This window comes from Marinobacter mangrovi (assembly GCF_016798325.1).
Taxonomy (GTDB): domain Bacteria; phylum Pseudomonadota; class Gammaproteobacteria; order Pseudomonadales; family Oleiphilaceae; genus Marinobacter_A; species Marinobacter_A mangrovi.
The window spans coordinates 476,935-499,403 of the sequence record NZ_JAERVO010000002.1 but is presented as its reverse complement, the minus strand read 5'-3'; the positions used below and the strand labels follow the sequence as shown (position 1 = coordinate 499,403).

19 protein-coding genes are annotated in these 22,469 nt (G+C 61.8%); 7 read left to right on the top strand and 12 right to left on the bottom strand.

The window, feature by feature from the left end; genetic code table 11:
* Positions 1–56: 56 nt before the first annotated feature.
* From hflX to JL474_RS08295, 7 genes are all read right to left on the bottom strand, one after another.
* Positions 57–1,391, bottom strand: coding sequence for a ribosome rescue GTPase HflX (gene hflX, locus JL474_RS08325; RefSeq protein ID WP_236012111.1), 1,335 nt, complete (start codon positions 1,389–1,391; stop codon positions 57–59).
* 102 nt (positions 1,392–1,493) lie between these two features.
* Positions 1,494–1,742 (bottom strand): RNA chaperone Hfq, encoded by a 249-nt coding sequence (gene hfq, locus JL474_RS08320; RefSeq protein ID WP_123632609.1) that lies wholly within the window; start codon positions 1,740–1,742, stop codon positions 1,494–1,496.
* Between the two features lie 179 nt (positions 1,743–1,921).
* Positions 1,922–2,926, bottom strand: coding sequence for a tRNA (adenosine(37)-N6)-dimethylallyltransferase MiaA (miaA, locus tag JL474_RS08315; protein WP_203141692.1), 1,005 nt, complete (start codon positions 2,924–2,926; stop codon positions 1,922–1,924).
* Positions 2,927–2,928: 2 nt separating this feature from the next.
* The gene (gene mutL / locus JL474_RS08310; RefSeq protein WP_203141691.1) at positions 2,929–4,818 is read right to left on the bottom strand and encodes a DNA mismatch repair endonuclease MutL; all 1,890 of its coding nucleotides are present in this window, start codon (positions 4,816–4,818) and stop codon (positions 2,929–2,931) included.
* A 92-nt stretch (positions 4,819–4,910) separates the two neighbouring features.
* Positions 4,911–6,257 (bottom strand): N-acetylmuramoyl-L-alanine amidase, encoded by a 1,347-nt coding sequence (locus JL474_RS08305; protein WP_203141690.1) that lies wholly within the window; start codon positions 6,255–6,257, stop codon positions 4,911–4,913.
* 37 nt (positions 6,258–6,294) lie between these two features.
* Positions 6,295–6,819, bottom strand: coding sequence for a tRNA (adenosine(37)-N6)-threonylcarbamoyltransferase complex ATPase subunit type 1 TsaE (tsaE, locus tag JL474_RS08300; protein ID WP_328797801.1), 525 nt, complete (start codon positions 6,817–6,819; stop codon positions 6,295–6,297).
* Between the two features lie 50 nt (positions 6,820–6,869).
* Entirely contained in the window at positions 6,870–8,420 is a 1,551-nt protein-coding gene (locus JL474_RS08295; protein ID WP_203141689.1) for an NAD(P)H-hydrate dehydratase, read from the bottom strand.
* A gap of 107 nt (positions 8,421–8,527) precedes the next feature.
* On the opposite strand from JL474_RS08295, the gene queG reads away from it, so the two are divergent.
* A complete protein-coding gene (queG, locus tag JL474_RS08290) occupies positions 8,528–9,592 on the top strand; it encodes a tRNA epoxyqueuosine(34) reductase QueG (protein ID WP_203141688.1) in 1,065 nt (354 codons plus the stop codon).
* Here the strand turns inward: queG and orn are convergent.
* On the bottom strand, positions 9,586–10,131 hold the full coding sequence (gene orn, locus JL474_RS08285) for an oligoribonuclease (protein ID WP_203141687.1): 546 nt from the start codon (positions 10,129–10,131) through the stop codon (positions 9,586–9,588). The two genes, queG and orn, sit on opposite strands and share 7 nt — an antisense overlap.
* Positions 10,132–10,268: 137 nt before the next feature.
* Here orn and rsgA point away from each other — a divergent pair, with 137 nt between their 5' ends.
* Positions 10,269–11,303, top strand: a complete 1,035-nt coding sequence (rsgA, locus tag JL474_RS08280) for a small ribosomal subunit biogenesis GTPase RsgA (RefSeq protein WP_203141686.1) — start codon at positions 10,269–10,271, stop codon at positions 11,301–11,303.
* 13 nt (positions 11,304–11,316) lie between these two features.
* On the opposite strand, the gene motB is transcribed toward rsgA, so the two are convergent.
* Both motB and motA read right to left on the bottom strand, forming a co-directional pair.
* On the bottom strand, positions 11,317–12,276 hold the full coding sequence (gene motB / locus JL474_RS08275) for a flagellar motor protein MotB (RefSeq protein ID WP_203141685.1): 960 nt from the start codon (positions 12,274–12,276) through the stop codon (positions 11,317–11,319).
* Between the two features lie 39 nt (positions 12,277–12,315).
* Positions 12,316–13,167: a flagellar motor stator protein MotA gene (gene motA / locus JL474_RS08270; protein WP_203141684.1), complete on the bottom strand. Its 852-nt coding sequence runs from the start codon at positions 13,165–13,167 to the stop codon at positions 12,316–12,318.
* Positions 13,168–13,415: 248 nt separating this feature from the next.
* Here motA and JL474_RS08265 point away from each other — a divergent pair, with 248 nt between their 5' ends.
* Together JL474_RS08265 and asd are read left to right on the top strand one after the other, a co-directional pair.
* Complete coding sequence (locus tag JL474_RS08265) at positions 13,416–14,231, top strand: sulfurtransferase (protein WP_203141683.1); 816 nt, start codon at positions 13,416–13,418, stop codon at positions 14,229–14,231.
* A 5-nt stretch (positions 14,232–14,236) separates the two neighbouring features.
* Complete coding sequence (asd, locus tag JL474_RS08260; protein ID WP_123632620.1) at positions 14,237–15,094, top strand: archaetidylserine decarboxylase; 858 nt, start codon at positions 14,237–14,239, stop codon at positions 15,092–15,094.
* On the opposite strand, the gene epmA is transcribed toward asd, so the two are convergent.
* Positions 15,091–16,071, bottom strand: a complete 981-nt coding sequence (epmA, locus tag JL474_RS08255) for an EF-P lysine aminoacylase EpmA (RefSeq protein ID WP_203141682.1) — start codon at positions 16,069–16,071, stop codon at positions 15,091–15,093. The two genes, asd and epmA, sit on opposite strands and share 4 nt — an antisense overlap.
* A gap of 7 nt (positions 16,072–16,078) precedes the next feature.
* On the bottom strand, positions 16,079–16,654 hold the full coding sequence (gene efp, locus JL474_RS08250; protein WP_203141681.1) for an elongation factor P: 576 nt from the start codon (positions 16,652–16,654) through the stop codon (positions 16,079–16,081).
* Between the two features lie 45 nt (positions 16,655–16,699).
* Here efp and epmB point away from each other — a divergent pair, with 45 nt between their 5' ends.
* The 3 genes from epmB (at position 16,700) to JL474_RS08235 (ending at position 22,221) form a co-directional block, all read left to right on the top strand.
* Positions 16,700–17,731, top strand: a complete 1,032-nt coding sequence (epmB, locus tag JL474_RS08245) for an EF-P beta-lysylation protein EpmB (protein ID WP_203141680.1) — start codon at positions 16,700–16,702, stop codon at positions 17,729–17,731.
* 310 nt (positions 17,732–18,041) lie between these two features.
* Positions 18,042–19,832: a GTPase gene (locus JL474_RS08240; protein ID WP_203141679.1), complete on the top strand. Its 1,791-nt coding sequence runs from the start codon at positions 18,042–18,044 to the stop codon at positions 19,830–19,832.
* A gap of 304 nt (positions 19,833–20,136) precedes the next feature.
* The gene (locus tag JL474_RS08235; protein WP_203141678.1) at positions 20,137–22,221 is read left to right on the top strand and encodes an EAL domain-containing response regulator; all 2,085 of its coding nucleotides are present in this window, start codon (positions 20,137–20,139) and stop codon (positions 22,219–22,221) included.
* Positions 22,222–22,469: the final 248 nt, after the last annotated feature.

Below are 22,469 nucleotides of genomic sequence, written 5' to 3'. Positions count from 1 at the left end.
CAGACATGATGTACTGTATCAGGCTTAAGCCCGTGACTCTCTGTTATACGACGGGATTATTCCGCGGATGCATAACGCACCTGATCCGGCCGGACACCGGCCCGACTCAGTAGCTGATGCCAGTCACGGGACTGGAGACGGGCTTCGACCTGGGCGTCGCCGTTGTCCAGGTATTCCTCGCTGACCACGCCGCCGGCTTCGTGCAGCAGGGCCCGCAATTTACCGTCGTGCGGACCGAGCAGCAGCGACAGGCTCAATACATCCTCGGCCAGGCGCTCGACCACGGCATCAAACAGCGTATCGATGCCTTCACCGGTAACGGCCGACACCCACACGCGGACAGGCACGCCCTCTTCGTTCCGATCGACCCGCGGCCGAAAGTCGTCGAGCAGGTCAATCTTGTTATAGACCTGCAACACCGGGACCTCGTCGGCACCGATTTCCAGCAGCACATCCTCGACCTGCTCGATGTTCTCGTCCCGACGCTCGTCGGCGCAGTCAATGATGTGCAGCAGCAGGGACGCCTCCGTGGTCTCTTCCAGGGTGGCACGGAACGCTTCCACGAGTTTGTGCGGCAGGTGCCGGATGAAACCAACGGTATCGGCCAGCACCACCGGACCCACGTCCGGCAGCTCCAGGCGACGCAGCGTCGGATCGAGGGTCGCGAACAGCTGGTCCGCGGCATAGACGTGTGCGGTGGTGATGCGGTTGAACAACGTGGATTTGCCCGCGTTGGTGTAACCGACCAGGGACACGGTCGGAATATCCACCCGCTTGCGGGCACGACGCCCCTGTTCCCGCTGACGGCGTACCTTGTCGAGACGCTTGTGGATGGCCTTGATGCGGGCACGGAGGAGCCGGCGGTCCGTCTCCAACTGGGTTTCACCCGGACCCCGCAGGCCGATACCGCCCTTCTGGCGCTCCAGGTGCGTCCAGCCCCGGACCAGTCGGGTGGCCATATGATCCAGCTGCGCCAGCTCCACCTGCAGTTTGCCTTCGTGGGTCCGGGCGCGCTGGGCGAAGATATCGAGAATCACACCGGTGCGATCCAACACCCGGCATTTCAGCTCCCGCTCCAGGTTTCGCTCCTGGCTGGGACTGAGGGCGTGGTTGAACAGGACCACATCCGCCTCACTGGCCTGGATCGCCGAGCGGATCTCGTCCAGCTTGCCTTCGCCAACGAACAGTCTCGGACTGGGCTGATTCCGGCTGCCAGTCACCGTCTCGACGGCATCCACGTCGGCCGAGCGAACCAGCTCGATAAATTCGCCGAGGTCTTCGGATTCGTTATGGGACGAAAACTCAAGGTGAACGACGACAGCGCGCTCACCGACATCAGGGCGCTCAAACAAAGAGAGAAAACTCCGGATATAACAATGGGATCCACCCATCGGAACGGATCGGACGATCAGTCCCGGCGGGCAGTAAACGATGCGGACTGGCGGTCGGCCCCATCATGAGAACCGACCGGTCAAACCGGCAGCACGTCAGGTTCAGGCTTCGCCCTCACCCTCGCCTGCACTCTGTTGAGGAATACGTACATTTCGGGCAGGCACAACCGTTGAAATGGCATGCTTGTATACCATCTGGCTTACCGTGTTCTTCAACAGGATCACGAACTGATCGAAAGACTCGATCTGTCCCTGCAACTTGATCCCATTGACCAGGAAGATGGACACCGGAATGCGCTCCTTGCGCAAGGCATTGAGGTAAGGGTCTTGTAACGAATGCCCTTTTGACATATCAGTTCTCCTGTTTTTTTAATCGCAGATCGTCTGGTAGAAGCGGAGTTCCGCTGCATTGACTGCTTGCAGGGATTCCAGTCAGGGAGGTTATGAGCACGCCTTTGGCCATCCCTGAACAATGAAACCGGCCACTCTTCAAGACCGGCATGTATAACCCGGGCCACAATAGCCCAGCGTTATGTAATCAATGTGGTGCGAGATTGGAGGATTTTCAAGGCGCGGGACAAAGAACCTGACGCCTCGCTGTCGATCCAGTGAAGGTCCGGCCACTTTCGCAACCAAGTGAGCTGGCGTTTGGCCAACTGCCGGGTTGCCGCAATCCCTTTCTCGACGAACGTTTCGTAATCCACATCGCCGTCCAGCCATGACCACGCCTGGCGATACCCGACACATCGTACCGACGGCAAACCGCTGTGCAGATCGCCGCGGGCACGCAGCGCCCGGACCTCGTCGATAAAACCCAGCTCCAGCATCTTCTGGAATCGGAGCCGAATGCGATCGTGAAGGACCGATCGGTTGCCCGGTGAAATCGATAGCTGGATAACATTATACGGCAGGTCCGGCGACGCGTCTGCCTGCCACTGGGTTAAATACGGGTAATCCACGTCACTTCCGGCACCGTTGCCGGCCCAGGCCTGGGAAATCGGGCGCCCCGACACCAGCACCACTTCCAGGGCCCGCAGCACACGCTGTCGATTGTTCGGGTGGATGGCCTCGGCGGCGATCGGGTCCAGCGCCTTGAGCTGCTCGTGAAGCGCCGGCCAACCCTCACGCTCGGCCTTTGCTTCCAACTCGGTACGCAAGGCCTGATCGGCCGAGGGCAGATCCGCCATGCCGAGCAACAGGGCCTTGAAATACATCATCGTGCCGCCGACCAGCAGCGGAATCCGGCCCTCGCGACTGATCGCCTCCATCTCACGAAGCGCGTCCGCCCGAAAATCCGCAGCCGAATAGCGGTCCGCTGGATCACAGATGTCGATAAGACGGTGCGGGGCGAGGGAAAGTTCCTCAGCCGAGGGCTTGGCCGTGCCGATGTCCATCCCCCGGTAGATCATCGCCGAATCCACGCTGATGATGTCGCAGGGCAAGGCGTCGCAGAGCTCCAGGGCGAGATCCGTCTTACCGGCCGCCGTCGGGCCCATCAGGCAGATCGCGGCGGGCCGCTGGGTGTCAGCCGCCATGATCAGCGACCACGCAGGAACAGTTTGTCCAGCTCACCCATCGTGACCAGGGTCCAGGTCGGACGACCGTGGTTGCACTGGCCACTGCGCTCGGTGGCTTCCATATCCCGCAACAAGGTATTCATCTCGGGAATGGTCAGCTGGCGGTTGGCCCGCACCGAGCCGTGGCAAGCCATGGTGCCCAACAGTTCGTTGGTGACAGCTTTCACCCTGTCGGACTGACCGTGTTCCATGAGGTCGGAGACCACATCGCGTACCAGCTGCTCGGTGTCTGCCCCCCGCAGCAGCGCGGGAATTTGCCGGACCACCAGGGTTTCCGGCCCCATCCGCTCGATTTGCAGGCCCAGCGACTGCAGCTCCTCAACGTGGCTCTCTGCAACGCCGGCTTCACGCTGGCTCACGGCCAGGGTCACAGGCACCAGCAGCGGCTGGCTTTTCAGATCCTGGGCATCCAGCGCCGTTTTCATGCGCTCGTAGGTGATCCGCTCGTGGGCAGCGTGCATGTCGACCACAATCATTCCCTGGCGGGTCTGGGCCAGTATGTAGATGCCATGCAACTGGGCGATGGCGTATCCCAGGGGCGGCTCCGCTTCGCTGTCCTGGGGCGGCGTCGGCATGGGCTGGGCAAAGCTCTGGGGCGCCTCAGCCACAGCGGTCGCCGGCGATGCTGCGGCTTCTGCCGTGCCCCCGCCGGCATTGAGCGACTGGTAGAACGCCATCTGGTCCTGTGCCTCCCAGGCGACCGGCTTCTGACCGCCATAGGCCTGGCCACCGGCACTCGCGCCGTAGGGAGCACTGGCAACAGGCGCTGGCTGGCTATCCGGAGTCCCGCTATAACCGGCCTCCCGACTCAGCGACTGGGCCACGGCGCCATGCATGTGATCCTGGGGCTTCACCTCGCCAAGAGCGCGATGCAGGGTGCGGAAGATAAAATCATGCACCAGTCGGCCATCCCGGAAACGCACCTCGTGCTTGGTGGGGTGAACGTTCACGTCCACGTTGGCCGGGTCCAGCTCCAGATACAGCACGAACGCCGGATGCCGGTTGTTATACAGCACATCGCGGTAGGCCTGGCGCACCGCGTGGGCTACCAGACGGTCGCGGATCACGCGATGGTTGACGAAGAAATACTGGAGGTCCGCCTGACTGCGGGAGAAGGTCGGCAGCGCCACCCAGCCCCACAGGCGCAGCCCCGAGGCCTCGGCATCGATGACCACGGCGTTGTCGATAAACTGCTGGCCACACAGGGCGCCGATCCGGCGCTCCTTGTCGAGCGGCGTCATGGCCGGCCGCAGGCTCTGGATGGCGCGTTGATTGTGACGCAGGGTAAAGCCGGTCTCGAAGCGGGCCAGGGCCTGGCGTCGCACGCACTCCTCAATGTGGCCGAATTCCGTCTTTTCCGTGCGCAGGAATTTACGCCGGGCCGGCGTATTGAAAAACAGATCCCGCACTTCAACGGTGGTGCCGACGGGATGAGCCGCCGGCGAGATACGAGCGTCCATATCACGCCCTTCAACCTCCACCCGGGCCGCCGCATCGTTGCCCTCGGTGCGGGAGGTCAGGGATAGGCGGGAAACGGAACTGATACTGGCCAGAGCCTCACCGCGAAAGCCGAGAGATGCCACCGCCTCGAGATCATCCAGATCGACGATCTTGCTGGTGGCATGCCGACTCAATGCCAGCGGCAGGTCGGACTCGGCAATACCGGAGCCGGTATCCCGCACGCGGATCAGCTTGACGCCCCCCTGCTCGATGTCCACTTCGACCCGCTCGGCACCGGCGTCCAGCGCATTCTCGACAAGTTCCTTGACCACGGACGCCGGCCGTTCAACGACTTCACCGGCGGCGATCTGGTTGGCAAGGCGGGGGCTGAGCAGTCGGATCTCGGACATGGGGAACGGTGCGCCTCTCGATGAATTCCTGAGCGGCACATCATAGCAAAGACGGGCCCGAGATCTCAGGCCCGCCGCCATAACTTTATGTCTTAGGAGGTGGGAATCTTGAGCATCTGGCCAATCACCACCTGGTCGCTGGACAGGTTATTCAGCTCCTTGAGGCGATTGACCGTTGTCGAATTACGCCGCGCCACGCCGGACAGGGTATCGCCCCGGCGAATGCGATAGGAGGCTATGCTACCGTTATGCCGCTTTTGCCAGGCCAGCAACGTGCCCGGGGGCGGCGTATCCTCGAAATAGGAGGACACCCCTTGCCAGATGGCATGAGCCAACTTATTGCGATAGCTGGCCGACTTGAGGTTGCGCTCCTCCTGCGGATTGGAGATGAATCCCGACTCCACCAGGATCGACGGGATATCCGGAGATTTCAGCACCACAAACGCCGCCTGCTCGACACCCGGCTTGTGCAGGTGCGTGACGCGCCGGAGGTTGCCGAGGACGTGATCGCCAACACCCACCGACGCGTTGATGCTGGCCGTCATGGACAGATCCAGAAGCACGCCGGCAAGTACTTCGTTCTTGTCGTCCAGCGAGACACCACCCACGCCGCCGATCAGGTCCGACTGGTTCTCGTTGCGGGCCAGCCAGCGGGCGGTTTCACTGGTCGCACCCCGCCGTGACAGGGCGAAGACCGAGGCACCACGCGGCTGGGGCGACCGGAAGGCATCGGCGTGGATGGAGATGAACAGGTCCGCATTTTCCTTACGGGCCAGCAACGTGCGCTGACGCAGGCCGATGTAATAGTCACCGTTGCGGGTGAGCTTGGCCGTGAAGCCAGGCTGGGCCGAGATGAGCGCCTGCAGTCGCCGCGCCAGCGGCAGCACCACATCCTTCTCGTGGGTGCCGTCCGGCCCACTGGCCCCCGGGTCTTCCCCGCCGTGGCCGGGATCCACCATCACGATGATGTCCCGCTTGCCGTTCGGATCCTCGGACAACACCGGTTTACTGGGCGCCTCGTCCTGACCGCCGCCCGGCTCCAGCAAATCCACGACCAGGCGATTGCCATATTCATCGTTGGGGGCCAGCTGGAAACTGCGGGGTTCCACCGAATGTTTGAGGTCCAGCACCACGCGCAGGTCATCGCCGTTGCGGGGCGCGCTGCGAATGCGGCGAATCGGGCTGCCGGACAGATCCAGCCGACCGAGACTGGTTTTCAGCCGGGTGTTCTTGATGTCGATGACCAGACGCGAGGGATTATCGAGCGTGAAGATCGAATGATCCACCTCGCCCCCCATGTCCAGCACCAGCCGTGTATGATCCGGCGCCGGCCAGATCCGGGCCCCCTGGACATTGGTCTCTGCCTGGGCGTGACCGGCCAGGAGCCAGAGCGCCGCCAGGAGAGGCCATACTGTGATTCTGGTCAGGAGATGCTGCATACCGCGATTCACCCTGCTCAATCCCTAAAAAATAACTTCAGGCCAGCCAACCGTTGGTCAGACTGGCGCGTAAACGTTCCAATAATCGATGTCCGGCCGGCGTTGTTGCCGTAAAACGGGCTTCGCGTCCCTTACCGGCCAACGCCAGTTCAATCACGCCGTCCGGTTCCGGGAGCACACCCGCGCCCCGCTCCGGCCATTCGATCAGGCATAGGGCCCCTTCAGCGAGATAATCGCGGATGCCCATGTATTCCAATTCTTCCGGGTCGCCCAGGCGATACAGGTCAAAATGGTAAACGGGAGGCACCAGCTCCTCGTAGGGTTCGACCAGCGTGTAGGTCGGGCTTTTCACCGCGCCGGCATGCCCCAGGCCCTGGATGAAACCGCGGCTGAACGTCGTCTTACCAGCTCCCAGGTTGCCCGTCAGGTGCAGGACCACACCGTCACCGACGGAGCGAACCGCCTGAACCACCAGTGCACCAAACTGCATGGTGGCCGACTCGTCCGGCAGGCGCACACTGATCCGGTCATTTTCCTGCGCCGTGTTTCCCGCCCCGCTCACGCCCTGCAAACTCCTTTATCGATGTCTTGATGAACCGGTTCCGGACCGGCTTAACGACCACCCGGTAAGACGCCTTCGGCCTCGCCGAGCACCGTTGGCAGCCAATCGATCAGATCCATCGGCAACAACCCCATGAACCCTTTGCTCTGAGCGGCACGGTCCGCCGCTTCGGCGTGCAGACTGGCTCCCATCACCGCTGCCCGTGAGGGACTCAATCCCTGCACTGCCAGAGAGCCGATGACGCCCGAGAGCACATCGCCCATACCGCCGGTTGCCATACCCGGATTGCCGCCCTGAACCAGGGCCGGCCGCTCCATATCGTTGGCCAGCACCAGCGTTCCCGCGCCTTTGAGCAAAATGACGCCGCCATAGCGCTGCTCCAACTGCGCCACGGCATCCAGCCGGTCGCGGTTGATCACGGCATTGGCCACGCCCAACAGCCGGGCCGCCTCGCCCGGATGGGGCGTCATAATCCAGTTGTCGTGCTTGCCGGGCGCCCGTGACGACAGCATATTCAGGGCATCCGCATCCATCAGGACCGGCCCGTCAAAGGCCATGACGCGCTGCAGCATTTGCTGCCCCCAGGCACCCTGCCCGGCACCGGGGCCAAAGACTATGCCGTCGGCTTTGGCCAACAGTGCATCCAGTTCGTTGCCGTGGGTCAGGCCGTGCACCATCAGTGACGGGCAACGCGTCAGGGCGGCGCTGACATGCTCCGGTCGCGTTGCCAGTGTCACCAGGCCAGCCCCGGTACGAGCCGCCGCTTCCGACGCCAGCAGGGCCGCACCGCCAAATCCCCGTTCGCCGGCGATCACCAATAGATGACCACAGTCCCCTTTGTGTGCCCCGCGTCGGCGCACCGGCAGCCAACGGGCCTCGATACACCAGTCCGCACGCCGGGCCACCGCCGGCACCCTGTCGTAGACGGCCGGATCGACGCCCAGATCGTCGAACACGACGTCTCCCGCGACATCCGGCCCACGACCGGTCAGCAACCCGGCCTTGAGGCCAATAAACGTGACGGTGACTGTCGCATTGACGGCATCCGTCTCAATCCAACCCGTGGTCGCGTCAAGCCCGGAAGGCACGTCCACCGCAAGTACCGGCCTGCCACTCTCATTCAGAGCGGCAATGGCCTGATCGAAGGGCGACCGCAACGCACCGGTAACGCCGGTCCCCAACATCGCATCGACGACGATGTCGGCCTCCGCAATGGCATCGGTCAGCAGCGCCGCCGATGAACCGTCGTAACGCTCAATGGAGACTCCCGCGTCCTCGGCTGCCTCGTATGCGGTCGCGGCATCGCCCTTGAGCTTGGCCGGATCGGCCACTGCCAGGCACTGCACCGAAAGCCCCTGACGCTGGGCGGAAGCCGCCACCAGATAACCGTCGCCGCCGTTATTGCCGGCGCCGCAAAGCACCAGCACCCGGCGTGCGTCCGGCCAGTGCCGGGCCAGCTGACGAAAGGCCGAGCGTGCCGCGCGCTGCATCAATTCAAATCCGGGTGTGCCCCATTCATCAATGGCACAACGATCGAGCGCCCGCACCCCATCCGCAGCGTACAGGCTCTCTGGTAAACTGGCGTTAGCAGCAGCACACATGGGGCTATCCATCACCTCATGATCCGATAAACAGAATCCGGTTGAACTCATCCGGCCAGATGCCTGTTAAGCATAGCAAAATGAACCGAAAGGTCATAACTTAATCAATGTTAACCACAACCCTCGACAATTTGGCCGACCAAATCCGCGACTGGGCCTATGAACTGGGCTTTCAGGCAGTCGGGATCAATGACGCCGATACCGGCGCCCATGGCGCGCGGTTGAAGGCCTGGCTGGACGCAGGGATGAACGGTGAGATGAGCTACATGGCCGACCATGGCGCCAAACGTCATCGGCCCGATGAGCTGGTGCCGGGCACCCGCCGGGTCATTTCCGTGCGCATGGATTACCTGCCCTCCCCGGACAGTCCGGCCCAGGTGCTGCAGAATCGGGAGAAAGCCTATATCTCCCGTTATACGCTGGGGCGCGACTACCACAAGCTGGTCCGCAAACGCCTTGCCCAGTTGGCCCGTCGCATTGACGAGGCGCTGGCCGGGCACAACCACCGCGCGTTCGTCGACAGCGCGCCGGTTCTGGAGCGAGCGCTGGCCCAGCGCGCCGGCCTGGGCTGGATCGGCAAGAACACCATGCTGATCCACCCGAAAGCCGGCTCGTTCTTTTTTCTCGGGGAAATCTTTACCAGTGCGCCGTTACCGGTCGATGAGCCATTCACCACAGAACATTGCGGCAGTTGCTCGGCCTGCCTGGACGTCTGCCCCACGGACGCTTTCGATGGGCCGTATCAGCTCGATGCCCGGCGCTGTATCAGCTATCTGACCATCGAACTCAAGGGCTCTATTCCGGAGCATTTACGCGCCAGAATGGGCAACCGCGTCTTCGGCTGTGATGACTGCCAGTTGGTGTGCCCCTGGAACAAGTTCAGCAAACCAACGGACAAGGATGACTTCCAGCCACGGCATCACCTCGACAACAGCGAGCTGGCTGAACTGTTCCTGTGGACGGAAGCAGAATTCCTCAAACGGACCGAAGGCTCGGCCATTCGGCGTACCGGCTATGAAGGCTGGCTACGCAACCTGGCGGTGGGACTGGGCAATGCACCGTCAACCATTCCGGTGATCGAGGCACTGAAACAGCGGGCCGACCATCCATCGGCCCTGGTTCGCGAGCACGTGCATTGGGCTTTGCGCCGGCACAACATCGAGCCTTATTGAAGGCGGAAGAAATGCTCGCGGTAGTGTCGCAGCTCTTCGATTGAGTCGCGAATATCGTCCAGAGCCAGATGCGAACCCTTTTTCTTCACGCCTTCCAGCACATCCGGCCGCCAGCGACGGGCCAGTTCCTTGATCGTACTGACGTCCAGGTTGCGGTAGTGGAAGAACGCCTCCAGTGCCGGCATATAGCGCACGAGGAAGCGGCGATCCTGACCGATGCTGTTACCGCACAGCGGTGACTGACCGCTTTCCAGATGCTCCGCCAGGAATTCGAGCGTCTGTTGCTCGGCGTCGACTTCCGACACGGCGCTGTCCTTGACCCGCTGGGTCAGCCCGCTTTCACCGTGGGTCCGGGTACACCACTCGTCCATCGCCTCAAGCACGCTGTCCGGTTGGTGGATGGCAATGACAGGCCCTTCTGCAATGGTATTGAGATCGGAATCGGTGACGATGGTGGCGATCTCGATAATGCGCTCCTTGTCGGGATCCAGTCCGGTCATTTCCAGATCAATCCAGACCAGCCGATCGGTTGCAGCCATGAAGGTACTCCTGCTTAAAAGATGCCAAGACGGTGTGAATGGTCGCCGGCGGCCCCGTATAATCGGCGCACCGGAGCGTTGCTATCATGGCACACTTACCCGGACAGGCAGAAATCCAGCAGACAAAGACGGACTCCATGGCAAAACGTCGGCTTAACAGGCAGCAGAAGTGGCGCATCGAAAAAATCCAGGAAGAACGCGCTGCGCGGGCTTCGCGCCGGGATCGTGATATCGACCGCCAACTACAGGCCGGGGAACTGGGCGACGAGCAAAGCGGCCTGATCATCGCTCATTTTGGCAAGCAGATTGATGTGGAGGCGCTGGAGGGCGAACACCGGGGCGAGGTGATTCGCTGCCACGTCCGGGCCAACCTGGGCTCACTGGTGACCGGCGACCGGGTCGTCTGGCGCCCCGGGTCCAACGATCTTGGGGTGATCGTGGCGCTGCAGGAGCGGGACAACCTGCTCCAGCGCCCGGACAAGTTCGGCCAACTCAAGCCGGTGGCCGCCAACATCGATCAGATCATCCTGGTGATTGCGCCAGAACCGGAACCCCACGACAACCTGATCGACCGCTACCTGGTGGCCGCGGAAAACTGCGACATCACGCCGGTCCTGCTGCTCAACAAGACCGACCTGATCCACGATGGCAACCGGGCCGATATCGAGGCCCTGCTCGACCGGTATGCCCACCTCGGCTATCGAATCGAGCAGACGTCGGCCCACAAGGCTCCGGAAGACGACCGCACCATCGACAACCTGCTGGAAGAACAGACCAGCGTGTTTGTCGGCCAGTCCGGCGTGGGCAAGTCTTCCATTATCCGGCGACTGCTAGGGGATGAGAGCATCCGGATCGGCGCCGTGTCCGAAAGCACCGGCAAGGGCGTCCACACGACCACCACCGCCCGCCTGTTCCATCTTGATTGCGGCGGCAACCTGATCGACTCCCCTGGCATCCGGGAATTCGGGCTCTGGCATATGGATGTGGCGCATCTGGAATACGGCTTCCGGGAGATCCGGCCGCTGGTCGGCACCTGCCGTTTCCGCAACTGCCGGCATCAGTCCGAACCGGGCTGCGCCCTGCTGGAGGCGGAAGAGAAAGGCGAGATCAGCCCGGAGCGCATGCAGAGCTTTCGCCGCATCTATACTGAAATCGAGAATTCAGACTGGTAAAGCGCCTCGGGCCTTACCAGTTCACTTCACCGGCATCCGGCTCGGGAGGTTGCTTGAACCAGTCGCCGGATTCCAGTTTCTTCTGGGCTTCCCGGGATTGTTCCTCGGTCGGCGCCGTCAGGTCGATCACCGGCTGGGCATTGGCGCCGGAATCGGACTGGATTTCCTGCTCGGCTTTCTTGTTCAGCACGATAATCGCAATTCGCCGGTTGACCGGTGCCTGCGGGTGATCCTTGTCGAACAACACCGAATCGCTCAACCCAACCACCTTGCCAATCTGCTCAGGCCGCACGCCGCCAGCGACCAAAGCCCGCCGCGCCGTATTGGCCCGGTCCGCCGACAGCTCCCAGTTGGTGTAGCCTGGACGCCCGACAAAAGGCGTGGCATCGGTGTGACCGGTAATGCTGAGTTTGTTGTTGACCTCGCTCAGCGGCTTGGCCAGTTCGAACAGGATATCCTGGGAATAGTATTTGAGACGGGCGCTGCCACTGTCGAACATCGGACGTTTGGAGCGATCCACGATCTGAATCCGCAACCCCTCGTCAGTAATGTCGATCAGCAGTTGGTCCTTGAACTTCTGCAGCGTCTCACTGCTCTCAATCTGGTCCTTAAGGTCCTGGAACAGCTGCTGCATCTGTTTCTGTTCCAGGGTATCCGCCATGTCCTCGATGGTCTGATCTTCCAGCTTGATCTGGGAATCCGCCACATCCTCGCTGGTGGAATCCACCACCGACGCGCTGCCGCCCAGATCGATCGGATTGCGGCTGGCGGCGTCCATGTAGCCGACCGGGTCCTTGAAGTAACCGGAAATTGCCTGCTTTTCCTCCGGCGTTGCGGTCATGGTCAACCAAAGCACCATGAAAAAGGCCATCATCGCCGTTGCGAAATCGGCAAAAGCGACTTTCCAGGCGCCACCGTGATGCCCCCCGGACACCTTCTTGACGCGTTTGACGATGATGGGTTGTTCTTCCACGATGGACCTCAGTGCCCCGTTTCGACGAATCCGGTGCGGTTACTTGGAACGCACATGGTCGTTGAGTTCCTGGAATCCGGGACGTTTGTCACTGGGCAACGCCTTGCGACCGAACTCGACCGCCATCTGCGGGGCCTGCCCGGAGACGGTCGCCAGAATGGCAGCCTTGGCACACTCGTAGGCACGCAGCTCGTATTGCGCCTGGTGCTCCATGGCGGTGGAGGTCGGCCCTACGAAGCCGTAGCCCATAAAAATACCGAGGAACGTCCCCACCAGTGCCGCGGCCACCTTGTGCCCGATCATCTCGGGCGGACCGCCCAACAGACTCATGGTGATGACGATCCCCAGGACCGCCGCCACGATCCCCAGCCCCGGCAGCGCATCTGCGACCTTGGCCAGCGCGTGGGACGGTTCGTTCAGTTCCAGCTCACGATTATCCAGCTCTTTGTCCATCAGGCCTTCAAGCTCGTGCGGCGCCATATTGCCGGCGCTGATGATGCGCATATAGTCGGTCACGAAAGCGAGCAGCTTGGACGACTTCATCACCGCCGGATAACGGGTGAAGATCTGGCTTTCGGTGGGGTTATCGATGTCCTCTTCAATGGCCATCACCCCCTGCTTGCGCGACTTGTCGAACAGGTCATAGAGCAGGCTGAGCAAATCCAGATAGAAGGCTTTATTGAACGGAGAGCCCGTCAGCAGTCGCAGGATACCGGCGACGGTTTCCTTGATGGTGTGCATCGGGTTGGAGATGATGAACGCACCGGTTGCCGCCCCGAAGATGATCAACACTTCCAGCGGCTGCCACAGCGCCATCAGCTGCCCCTTGGACAAGACGAAGCCGCCCAGCACACAGGCAAAAACGATGATCGCACCGAGTATTAAGGCCATAGCGGTTAAAACTGCTCCCTGAACTGCCTGCCCGCCGGCACAAACCGGCCCGTCGGAGACTGCCTCCGAAACCCTAACAGGACGCGCGTAAAAGACGTTTCAGATGTTTCTGATTTTCGGGAATCATAGCAAGAGCCTGAAAGTATCGCGAAAAAAACGCCTTGCCCAGTCTCAGACGCCAACGCCACCTGTCCTGCCTTCAATCTGTTAAGATGCGCCCAAACCCTGAACGGCCCGCTGAGACGCGTATGCAGACGCTGCCCCTGATTATCGAACCGGACGACCTGGAGCCCCTGTTAGAGACCCGGGACAACCTTCTTCTGGTCGACCTCAGCCACCCCGAGCGTTACCTGGGCGGACACCTTCCGGGCGCCGTCTACGTGCATCCCAAGGAGACCTTACTGGGTTACCCGCCGGCGCCGGGCAAGTTGCCAACTGTCGAGGCGCTGCAGGCATTAACCACGCGCATCGGGCTGACCCCGGACACGCACGTGGTGGTCTACGACGATGAAGGTGGCGGCTGGGCCGGGCGCTTTATCTGGCTGCTCGACTGCATTGGCCACACCCGATACAGCTACCTGAATGGCGGCTGGATTGCCTGGCAGGCGGAAGACCACCCGCTTTCCACCGACGTTCCCGAACCGGTGCCGAGTCACTACCCGATTGTGGTGCACCCCGACCCCACCGCGACGCTGGAGGAAGTGCTGAATGGCCTGGACGCAGATGACCCGGTGATCTGGGACGCCCGATCACCGGAGGAATACCTTGGCACCCGCATTGCCGCTGCCAAGGCAGGCCATATTCCCGGTGCCCGCAACCTGGAGTGGACCCGGCTTATGGATCCGGCACGCCACTTCCGCCTGCGCCCGTCAGACGACCTGCGTGCGCTGCTCGCTGCTCAGGGGATCGGCGAGGCCAACACCCTGATCACTCACTGCCAGACCCACCACCGGTCCGGCCTGACCTACCTGGTGGCCAAGGTGCTCGGCTATCCGCGGGTGCGCGCCTATGCGGGCTCCTGGGCCGAGTGGGGCAACCATCCTGACACACCTGTGGAGATCTAGAACCGATGCGAGACAAGCTCTTTGTGATGAGCCAGTACCTGACGCCCCAGCTTGGGCTGTCGCGACTGGCCGGACGACTGGCCGACAACGATCAGGTGCCGGCCCTGAAGAACCGGGTCGTCCGCTGGTTCATCGAGCGCTATGGCGTCGATATGAGCGAAGCGGTCGATGCCGACCCCGCATCCTATGCCACGTTTAACGACTTCTTCACCCGGGCCCTGAAATCCGGGATGCGCCCCGTCGATGAAGCGCCGGATGCCTTGACCAGCCCCGTGGACGGCGCCATCAGCCAACTCGGTGCCATCAAGGACGGCCGCATCTTCCAGGCCAAGGGGCAGTCGTTCAACCTGACCGAACTGCTGGGCGGCGACGAACAGCGCGCCAAACCGTTTGCCGGCGGCGAGTTCGCCACCATCTACCTGGCGCCCAAGGACTACCACCGCATCCACATGCCGCTGGCGGGCACCCTCAAGGAAATGGCCTACGTGCCGGGCCGGCTGTTCTCCGTCAATCCCGTCACGGCCGCCAACGTACCCAACCTGTTCGCCCGCAACGAGCGGGTCGTCACCCTGTTCGACACGGAATGGGGGCCGATGGCCATGGTGCACGTCGGCGCGATGATCGTCGGCAGCGTGGAAACCACCTGGGCCGGCGTCGTGGCACCGGGCACGGACGGGGTCAGCAGCGTGGACTACAGTGCCGACAAACCGATCCGGTTCGATAAAGGGGACGAGATGGGCCGTTTCCGACTGGGTTCAACCGTCATCCTGCTGTTCCCGAAGGATGTGATGCAGTGGTCGGATGAACTGGGTCCTGAATCGGTGCTGCGTATGGGCCAGCGGATCGGCTCGAAAGTGGTCTAAGACCGCTCGATGGGGAACGCGACGACATCCCGGATGTCTCGTGTTCCCAGCTTGCACATCAACAAACGGTCCAGCCCCAGGGCCACGCCCGAACACGCGGGCAAGCCATGCCGGAGCGCCTCCAGCAAATAGTCGTCCGCAGCCATTTCGGGCTTGCCGTGCGCCCGCCGCAAGGCGTTATCCGCCTCGAAGCGGCGCGCCTGTTCCGCCGCGTCCGTCAGCTCCCAATAGCCGTTGCACAGCTCCAACCCATCGAGATACAGCTCAAAGCGGTGGGCCACGGCGCATCCGCCAGCGTCCCGGGTACGCGCCAGCGCGGCCTGGCTGGCGGGATAGTCATGAATAAACACCGCACCCTCGCCCACGAGTGCGGGCTCAACCGCATGAGTCATCAGAAAGTCGAGGCAGGTATCGCGATCGAAATTGTCTGCAAACACCGGATTGCCGGCCCGTCCGGACACCGCATCGCGCAGCTCATCCAGCGGTAGCGTAAAGGGATCGAGACCGACGTGCTGCAGGAACACCTCGCGGTACGTGAGCCGTGCGGGCGCATCAACACCCAGCCAGCCACACACCAGCTCACCGACTTCATCCATCAGGGCCCGATCGTCAAAATCCGGCCGATACCATTCCAGCAGCGAGAATTCCGGATTGTGGCGCACGCCGCGCTCGCCATCGCGGAACGCCCGGAACACCTGGTAGATGGCACCACTGCCCGCAGCCAGAAGGCGTTTCATGTGGTATTCAGGGGAGGTCTGCAGATAGACCGTACCGCCCGAAAAATCGGACGCCGGGCCCGGATGGGCCATAATACAGTCGAGATGGAGATCAGAGACGCCGTGACGGGCCAGCAGCGGGGTTTCCACTTCCAGCACATCACGGGCGGCAAAGAACTGCCTCAGGTAGGACAACAGCCCGGCCCGCTCGCGCAGGGCGGTCCAGGACGCTGTTGGCTGCCAGTCCGATTCCCGGGACATGTCCGGATCAGTTGGTTTTGACCCGGCTCACGTATTCGCCGGAACGGGTGTCTACTTTCAACACTTCACCAATGACGATGAACAGCGGCACGTTGACCACCGCGCCGGTGGACAGGGTCGCCGGTTTGGAGCCACCCTGGGCGGTGTCACCTTTCATTCCGGGATCGGTGTCGACCACTTCCAGTTCGACAAAGTTGGGGGGTGTCACCGACAGTGGGGTACCGTTATAGAGCGTGACGGTGTAGACGTCCTGCTCCTTGAGCCACTTCATGGTGTCGCCCACCGCCTTCTCGTCGGCCGGGTGCTGCTCGAAGGAACCGTCGGTGGCCATGAAGTGCCAGAATTCGCCGTCGGTGTAGAGATATTCCATCTCCTGGTCCATGACGTCTGCCGCTTCCAGGCTCTCGCCGGACTTGAAAGTGCGCTCCCAGACCCGGTTGCTCATCAGGTTGCGCAGCTTGACGCGGTTGAACGCCTGGCCCTTGCCGGGCTTGACGAATTCGTTCTCGAGGATCACACACGGGTCGCCGTCCAGCAAAACCTTAAGACCACCGCGGAATTCATTGGTAGAATACGAAGCCATGAAAATCTCACCTGAAAAATCGCTGTTGGAAATTCAAAGGGGCTCATGATACAGCGAACCCCCACCCCGGTAGAAGCCCGGGACGTTACCGATTCCGAACTCACCTGGCAGCAGGAGCTGGCTCGCGCCATCAACAATCCGGAGCAGCTGCTTCGGGAGCTGGGCCTGCCGGATCATCTGCTGGCCGGCGCTCGTGCCGGTGACCGGCTGTTCAGCATCCGGGTTCCCCGGCCGTTTCTCCAACGCATGACCCCTGGCGACCCGGACGACCCGCTGCTGCGTCAGGTCCTGCCGCTGGATGCGGAGGGCCAGCCGTCGCCGGGTTACGTCACCGATCCGCTGGAAGAGGCCGAGCACACACTGCAACAGGGGCTGATCCGTAAGTATCGCAGTCGCGCCCTGCTCATGGTTACCGGCACCTGCGCCATCAACTGCCGCTACTGCTTCCGTCGCCATTTCCCCTATGCCGACAACCGGCTCTCGCCCGATGCCAGAACCGAGGCCCTGGCCACACTCCATGCCAGCCCTGAGATCAATGAGGTCATCTTCAGCGGCGGCGACCCGCTGGCCGTGAACGACAACCGGCTGGCCGACTGGGCCGCCGATCTGGCCGCCATTCCGCACCTCACCCGCTTGCGCATTCACACCCGCCTGCCGGTGGTCATCCCCCAGCGCGTCAATGACGCCATGCTGGCCTGGTTTGAAGGCCTGCCGATGCAAAAGGTCATCGTCGTCCACATCAATCATCCCCGGGAAATCGATGACGCCGTCCGGGCGGCCATGCGCCGCTTGCAGGAGGCGGGCGCCACCCTCCTCAACCAGAGCGTCATCCTGCGCGGCGTCAACGATGACGCCGACACCCTGGCGGAACTCAGCGAATCACTGTTTGCCGCCGGCATCCTCCCCTATTACCTGCATGCCTTCGATCCGGTGGCCGGGGCAGCGCATTTCGACGTCAGCGACGATCAGGCCCGGCAGCTGGTTCGCGACTTACTGACACGCCTGCCAGGCTTCCTGGTGCCGCGACTGGTGCGGGAAGTGCCGGGAGAAGCCAGCAAGACACCACTCAACCTGTGACCCAGGTCCAGAAATCGACAATCGGTTGACCGTGAAACTGCCTCGGAGTGTCTTCATCAGCGTCGCAAAAGCCTTGAGAATGGGGCGTTCGGGAGGGTGCATCGACTTTTTTGTCAAACAATGTCAACTTGCAGGTTTCTGGCTTTGTGAATGGTCTTTGCTATTTTAAAGTCGTGGTGAGGTATATAAAGATATGTATTTCCGGTCTTTTTCTCGCCGCTCATCAAAGCTGAGACGCGCCAACAAAAGCGACGCATCAAGGGACGGTGTAAGCGCCAATTCGCCCAAGGCAGAGGGGCATACGGACGGTATGACTTTAAAACCTGAGCTCACGCTACCGGAACAGAAGATAGCAAACCTGTCTTTCTGCGATGCGACACCCAAAGCCTTTGGCCGGTGGGTCGGCGCTTTGCCTGTGGCCAATATTGGTGAGACTTCCCGTCAGCTGTACCACGCGATTATTGAACTCAACCAGCTGATTATCGCGCCGCAGCAACGCCTGGCCCTGCTTGAGCTGATCCGCCACCGCATCAACTTCGTGTGCAAGGAGCTGTCCCGGCATTATCTGGGACTGGCGATCGCCCTGCCCGACAAACAGCGTAAGATTGCCAACCTGTCCCAGGCCCTGCAGCTGCACCTGGCCAATGGCTACAAGACCACGCTGATTGAATTGCTCGACAGCGGCGCCATCGACAAGAACCGCAAGACCATTGCCATGGCGTGCCACCGCATCGTGACCGACCTGGGACAGACCATCCTGCGCGCGCATCAGCTTTACTGCCCGAGCCCGACCCGAAGCTGGCTGGAATGCCACCGTGTCTACCGTTTTGCGCTGCGCAACAAACTGTATGACGTTCAGGTCGAAGACGAAAACCTGATGCACCGCCAGAGCAACACCATTGCAGATGCCTACAAGCGCCTCTTGCTACTGGGGTGCGCGAGACCGAACCAGCTGCGCCAGAATGAGCTGGTGCAAGCGTATGAGCTGTTTGAGTGCTGGACCGACCGGGTGACCTGTTCCCAAGAGATCGGCGAAGAGTCGCTGTTCCTGGTGAACATGGAGCGCGATGCGGCCCCGATCTACAGCAGCCTGCTGGGCCCGGAAGAACGGAATGGCGACAGTTTTGGCTTTAACACGGTAGAGCTGTCCGCGGACATCGCCGATTACCAGAACCGCCGCAACGAGAAGGACAAGCAGGCCGGTCATTCCCTGCCGATGCCGGCCAACGTCTCGGAAAACCTGCTGGCGCATCTATCCCAGGCCTTCGGCGTCCTGACCAAGCGCAACTTCAAGCGCATCACCACTCAGGGCGAGTTGCAGGTCGCCGTGGGCCTCTCGGCCGCGCACTACTACATCGCCGGCGAAAAATCCTTCAAGGCATTCATCGAGAGCGGCGCAACCACGGACGACGAGGAGAACTATTTCATCGCCCGGGCCAAGCGCAATAACGACGCCTGGGCCGGCGCCCACGACGCGGCGCCGACCGGCGACTTCATGTCCTCGGCGGACACCCCCATCAACTTCAAGACCAGCGCCGGCACCCGCGATGAAGGCGGCAGCCGGCCGAAGACCTACAAGACGCCCCTGGTGAATACCAGTCCCGGGGGCTATTGCGTGTCCTGGACCAGCGAGATGCCACCATCGCTGCAAGCCGGCGAAGTGCTGGCCGTTCGCGAGCAGCCCTCTCATCCCTGGAGCGTGGCGGTGGTTCGCTGGATTCGACAATTGCGCCAGCAAGGCACCCAGATCGGCGTTGAATTACTGGCACCGAGTGCCACCCCATGCGGCGTACGCCTGATCCAGAAAGTCGGCAACAGCAGCGAATTCCTGCGCGGCCTGCTGTTACCGGAGGTGTCTGTGATCGGTCAGCCCGCAACCCTGATTACGCCGCGCCTGCCCTTCCAACAGGGCAGCCGGATCGTGCTGCGCCAGGGCGACCGTGAAGACAACGGCCAATTGTCCAAGCGGCTATCGGCAACCGGCAGCATCAGCCAATTCGAACTGCGCCTGCAAAGCAGCAGCCCCAGCAGTGAGAGCTCAGAAGGCCCCGGGCCCAACACCAGCGAAGACGAATTCGACTCTCTCTGGCCTTCCCTGTAAGCTGCACAGTCGGCGAGCTTGCCCAAGATCGGCCTTATCGACTTACGTTGGCCGGTGCGGGCTCACGGCCAGAACGGCGCAGTCCGGGTGCTGTAACACCTTCGACAACGTCCGGTTACGGTCGGGAACACAATCGCAGGCGCGATCGGGCCGGTCGAGTGCTAACCTGAGTGTTATCGCCCGACGTCACAGGATCGTTGCCGTCGTTCTGCTACAGGCTCGCCTTGAGCGCTGAGACACCCGAATAAATCACCGTTCTTTCCCAAGGATCGAGGAAGAACGGGCTGTGCGAGATGGTTAACGAATGCAGAAGAAGAATACGACGGTTCATCTGCTGATCCTCGACCCTTCCCAAAACGATGCCGAAACCCTGGTCAGCCTCCTCAGGAACTCCGGCCGGGCCACCCGGGCACACCGGGTCACCTCCGAGGAAGATCTTGAAGAAGCCTTGCGGACATCGAACTGGGACCTGATGCTGGCACGGGACCTGGATCAGGAAGTGTCCCCGGATGCTGCACTGTCGCTCATCAAGCGGCTGGACAAAGACATCCCCTTCATCCTGATCACGCCGGAGTTCAACACGGATCGCGCCATTCAGGTGATGAAGCTGGGTGCCAAGGCGGCGGTCCCCGATGGCCAGAAAGATCTGGTGATGCTGACCGTCAACCGGGAACTGGCCAGCCTGGAAGCGCGCAACCAGCGTCGCATCCTGGAATCGCACCTGCGTGAATCGGAGCAACGCTGCCAGCTGCTGCTGGAAAGCTCCAAGGACGCCATCGCCTACATCAACGACGGGATGCACATCTACGCCAACCAGTCCTACATGGACTTCTTCGGCTACGACGACATCGACGAGATGATCTGCATCCCGATCCTCGACACGCTCGCCCCGTCCAGCCATGAGGACTACAAGATCTTCATGAAGGCCTTTGCCGAGCACAAGGAAGACGGCATGGCCCTCAACTGCGTCGCCAAACGCAGCGACGGCAACGAGCTGAACATCGTCATGCGCGTGTCGGCCGCCACCTACGACGGTGAGCCCTGTACCCAGATTGTGGTGCAACCGGAGCAGGACAACGCGGAGCTGGAAGAGAAACTCAAACAGATCAGCACCCAGGATCTGCTGACGGGCCTCTACAACCGCCAGCACCTGATGGACGAGCTGGGCCGCGTGATCGTCAGGGCCGGAGAATCCAAGGAAACCGGCGGCCTGGCCTACATCGCCCTGGACAACTTCATGCAGGTCCGCGGCCAGGTCGGCATCGCCGGCGCCGACCTGATGCTGGGGGATGTGGCCAACATCCTGCGCGACACGGTCGACGACAACATGACCCTGGCCCGCCTGAGCGATGATGCTTTCTGCCTGCTCGCCCTGCCCTGCCAGGAAAACCGCATGGCGGACATTTGCGAGTCGATCCGCAAGCGCATCGAAGACCACCTGTTCGAGATTTCCGGCAAGACGGTCCAGATCTCGGTCAGCATCGGCATCGCCGCCATCACCGAGAACGCACCGAAGGCACCGGATCTGCTGGGCCGTGCCCACACCGCGTCTTCCGAAGTGCGCAAGCTGGAAGGCCACGAAAACGGCAATGGCGTAGTGGTCTACAATCCGGCCACCTACGAGAGCCTCAACGACAACAACTCTGTCGAGGCCATCCAGAAGGCCCTGGACGAGGATCGTTTCCGCCTGCTGTTCCAGCCGATCATCAACTTGCGTGGCGAAGGCGAGGAACACTACGAAGCCTTCGTCCGCATGCTGGACAAGGACAACGAGGAAGTCTCACCGTATGACTTCCTGCCGCCCACCGGGCCGTCGGACATGGCAGCCAAGATCGACCGCTGGGTGATCCTGCAAACGATCAAGCATCTGGCCAGCCATCGCTCCAAGGGCCATGACACACGGCTGTTCCTTAATGTCACCGCCGAAACGATCCAGGACAAGACCTTTACCCCCTGGCTCAGCGTGGCGCTCAAGGCCGCCCGCCTGCCCGGCGACTCACTGATCTTCCAGCTTCGCGAAGGCGATGCCAACAACTACATGAAGCAGGCCCGGGAGTTCGCCAAAACCCTGCGTGAGCTACACTGCAAGGTCTCCATCTGCCAGTTCGGCTGCGCCCTGAACCCCTTCAACACGCTCAAGCATGTGGATGTGGACTACGTGAAGATCGACGGCTCCTTCACCGAGGAAATCCAGAAGAGCGACGAAGTGAAGGAAGAGGTGAAGGAAATGGTGGCGTCCCTGCAAAACAGCGGCAAGCTGACCATTATCCCGCTGGTGGAGAACGCTTCGGTGCTCGCCACCCTGTGGCAGGCTGGCGTGAACTACATCCAGGGTTACTACCTGCAGGCACCGGTACCGGAGATGGATTACGACTTCGGGGACCAGTAAGCGGTCCCCACGCAACGACCACTCTCGCCCCCAATTGAAGTTCAGGTGGTATGGGCCCGTCAGGGCCCCGTTAACCCTCCGGGCTTGATCGAAGCCAATGAATACCATCGCTGGAGAAAAGGACATGGATGTCCTTGACCGCAATAGCGGGCCAGGGATGGCCCTCTAGGGCGGCGGAAGCGATGGTATTCATTGGCTTCAGCCACCATCACTCGCCGCAATTCCCCATCTCATTCGATCGTAAGATC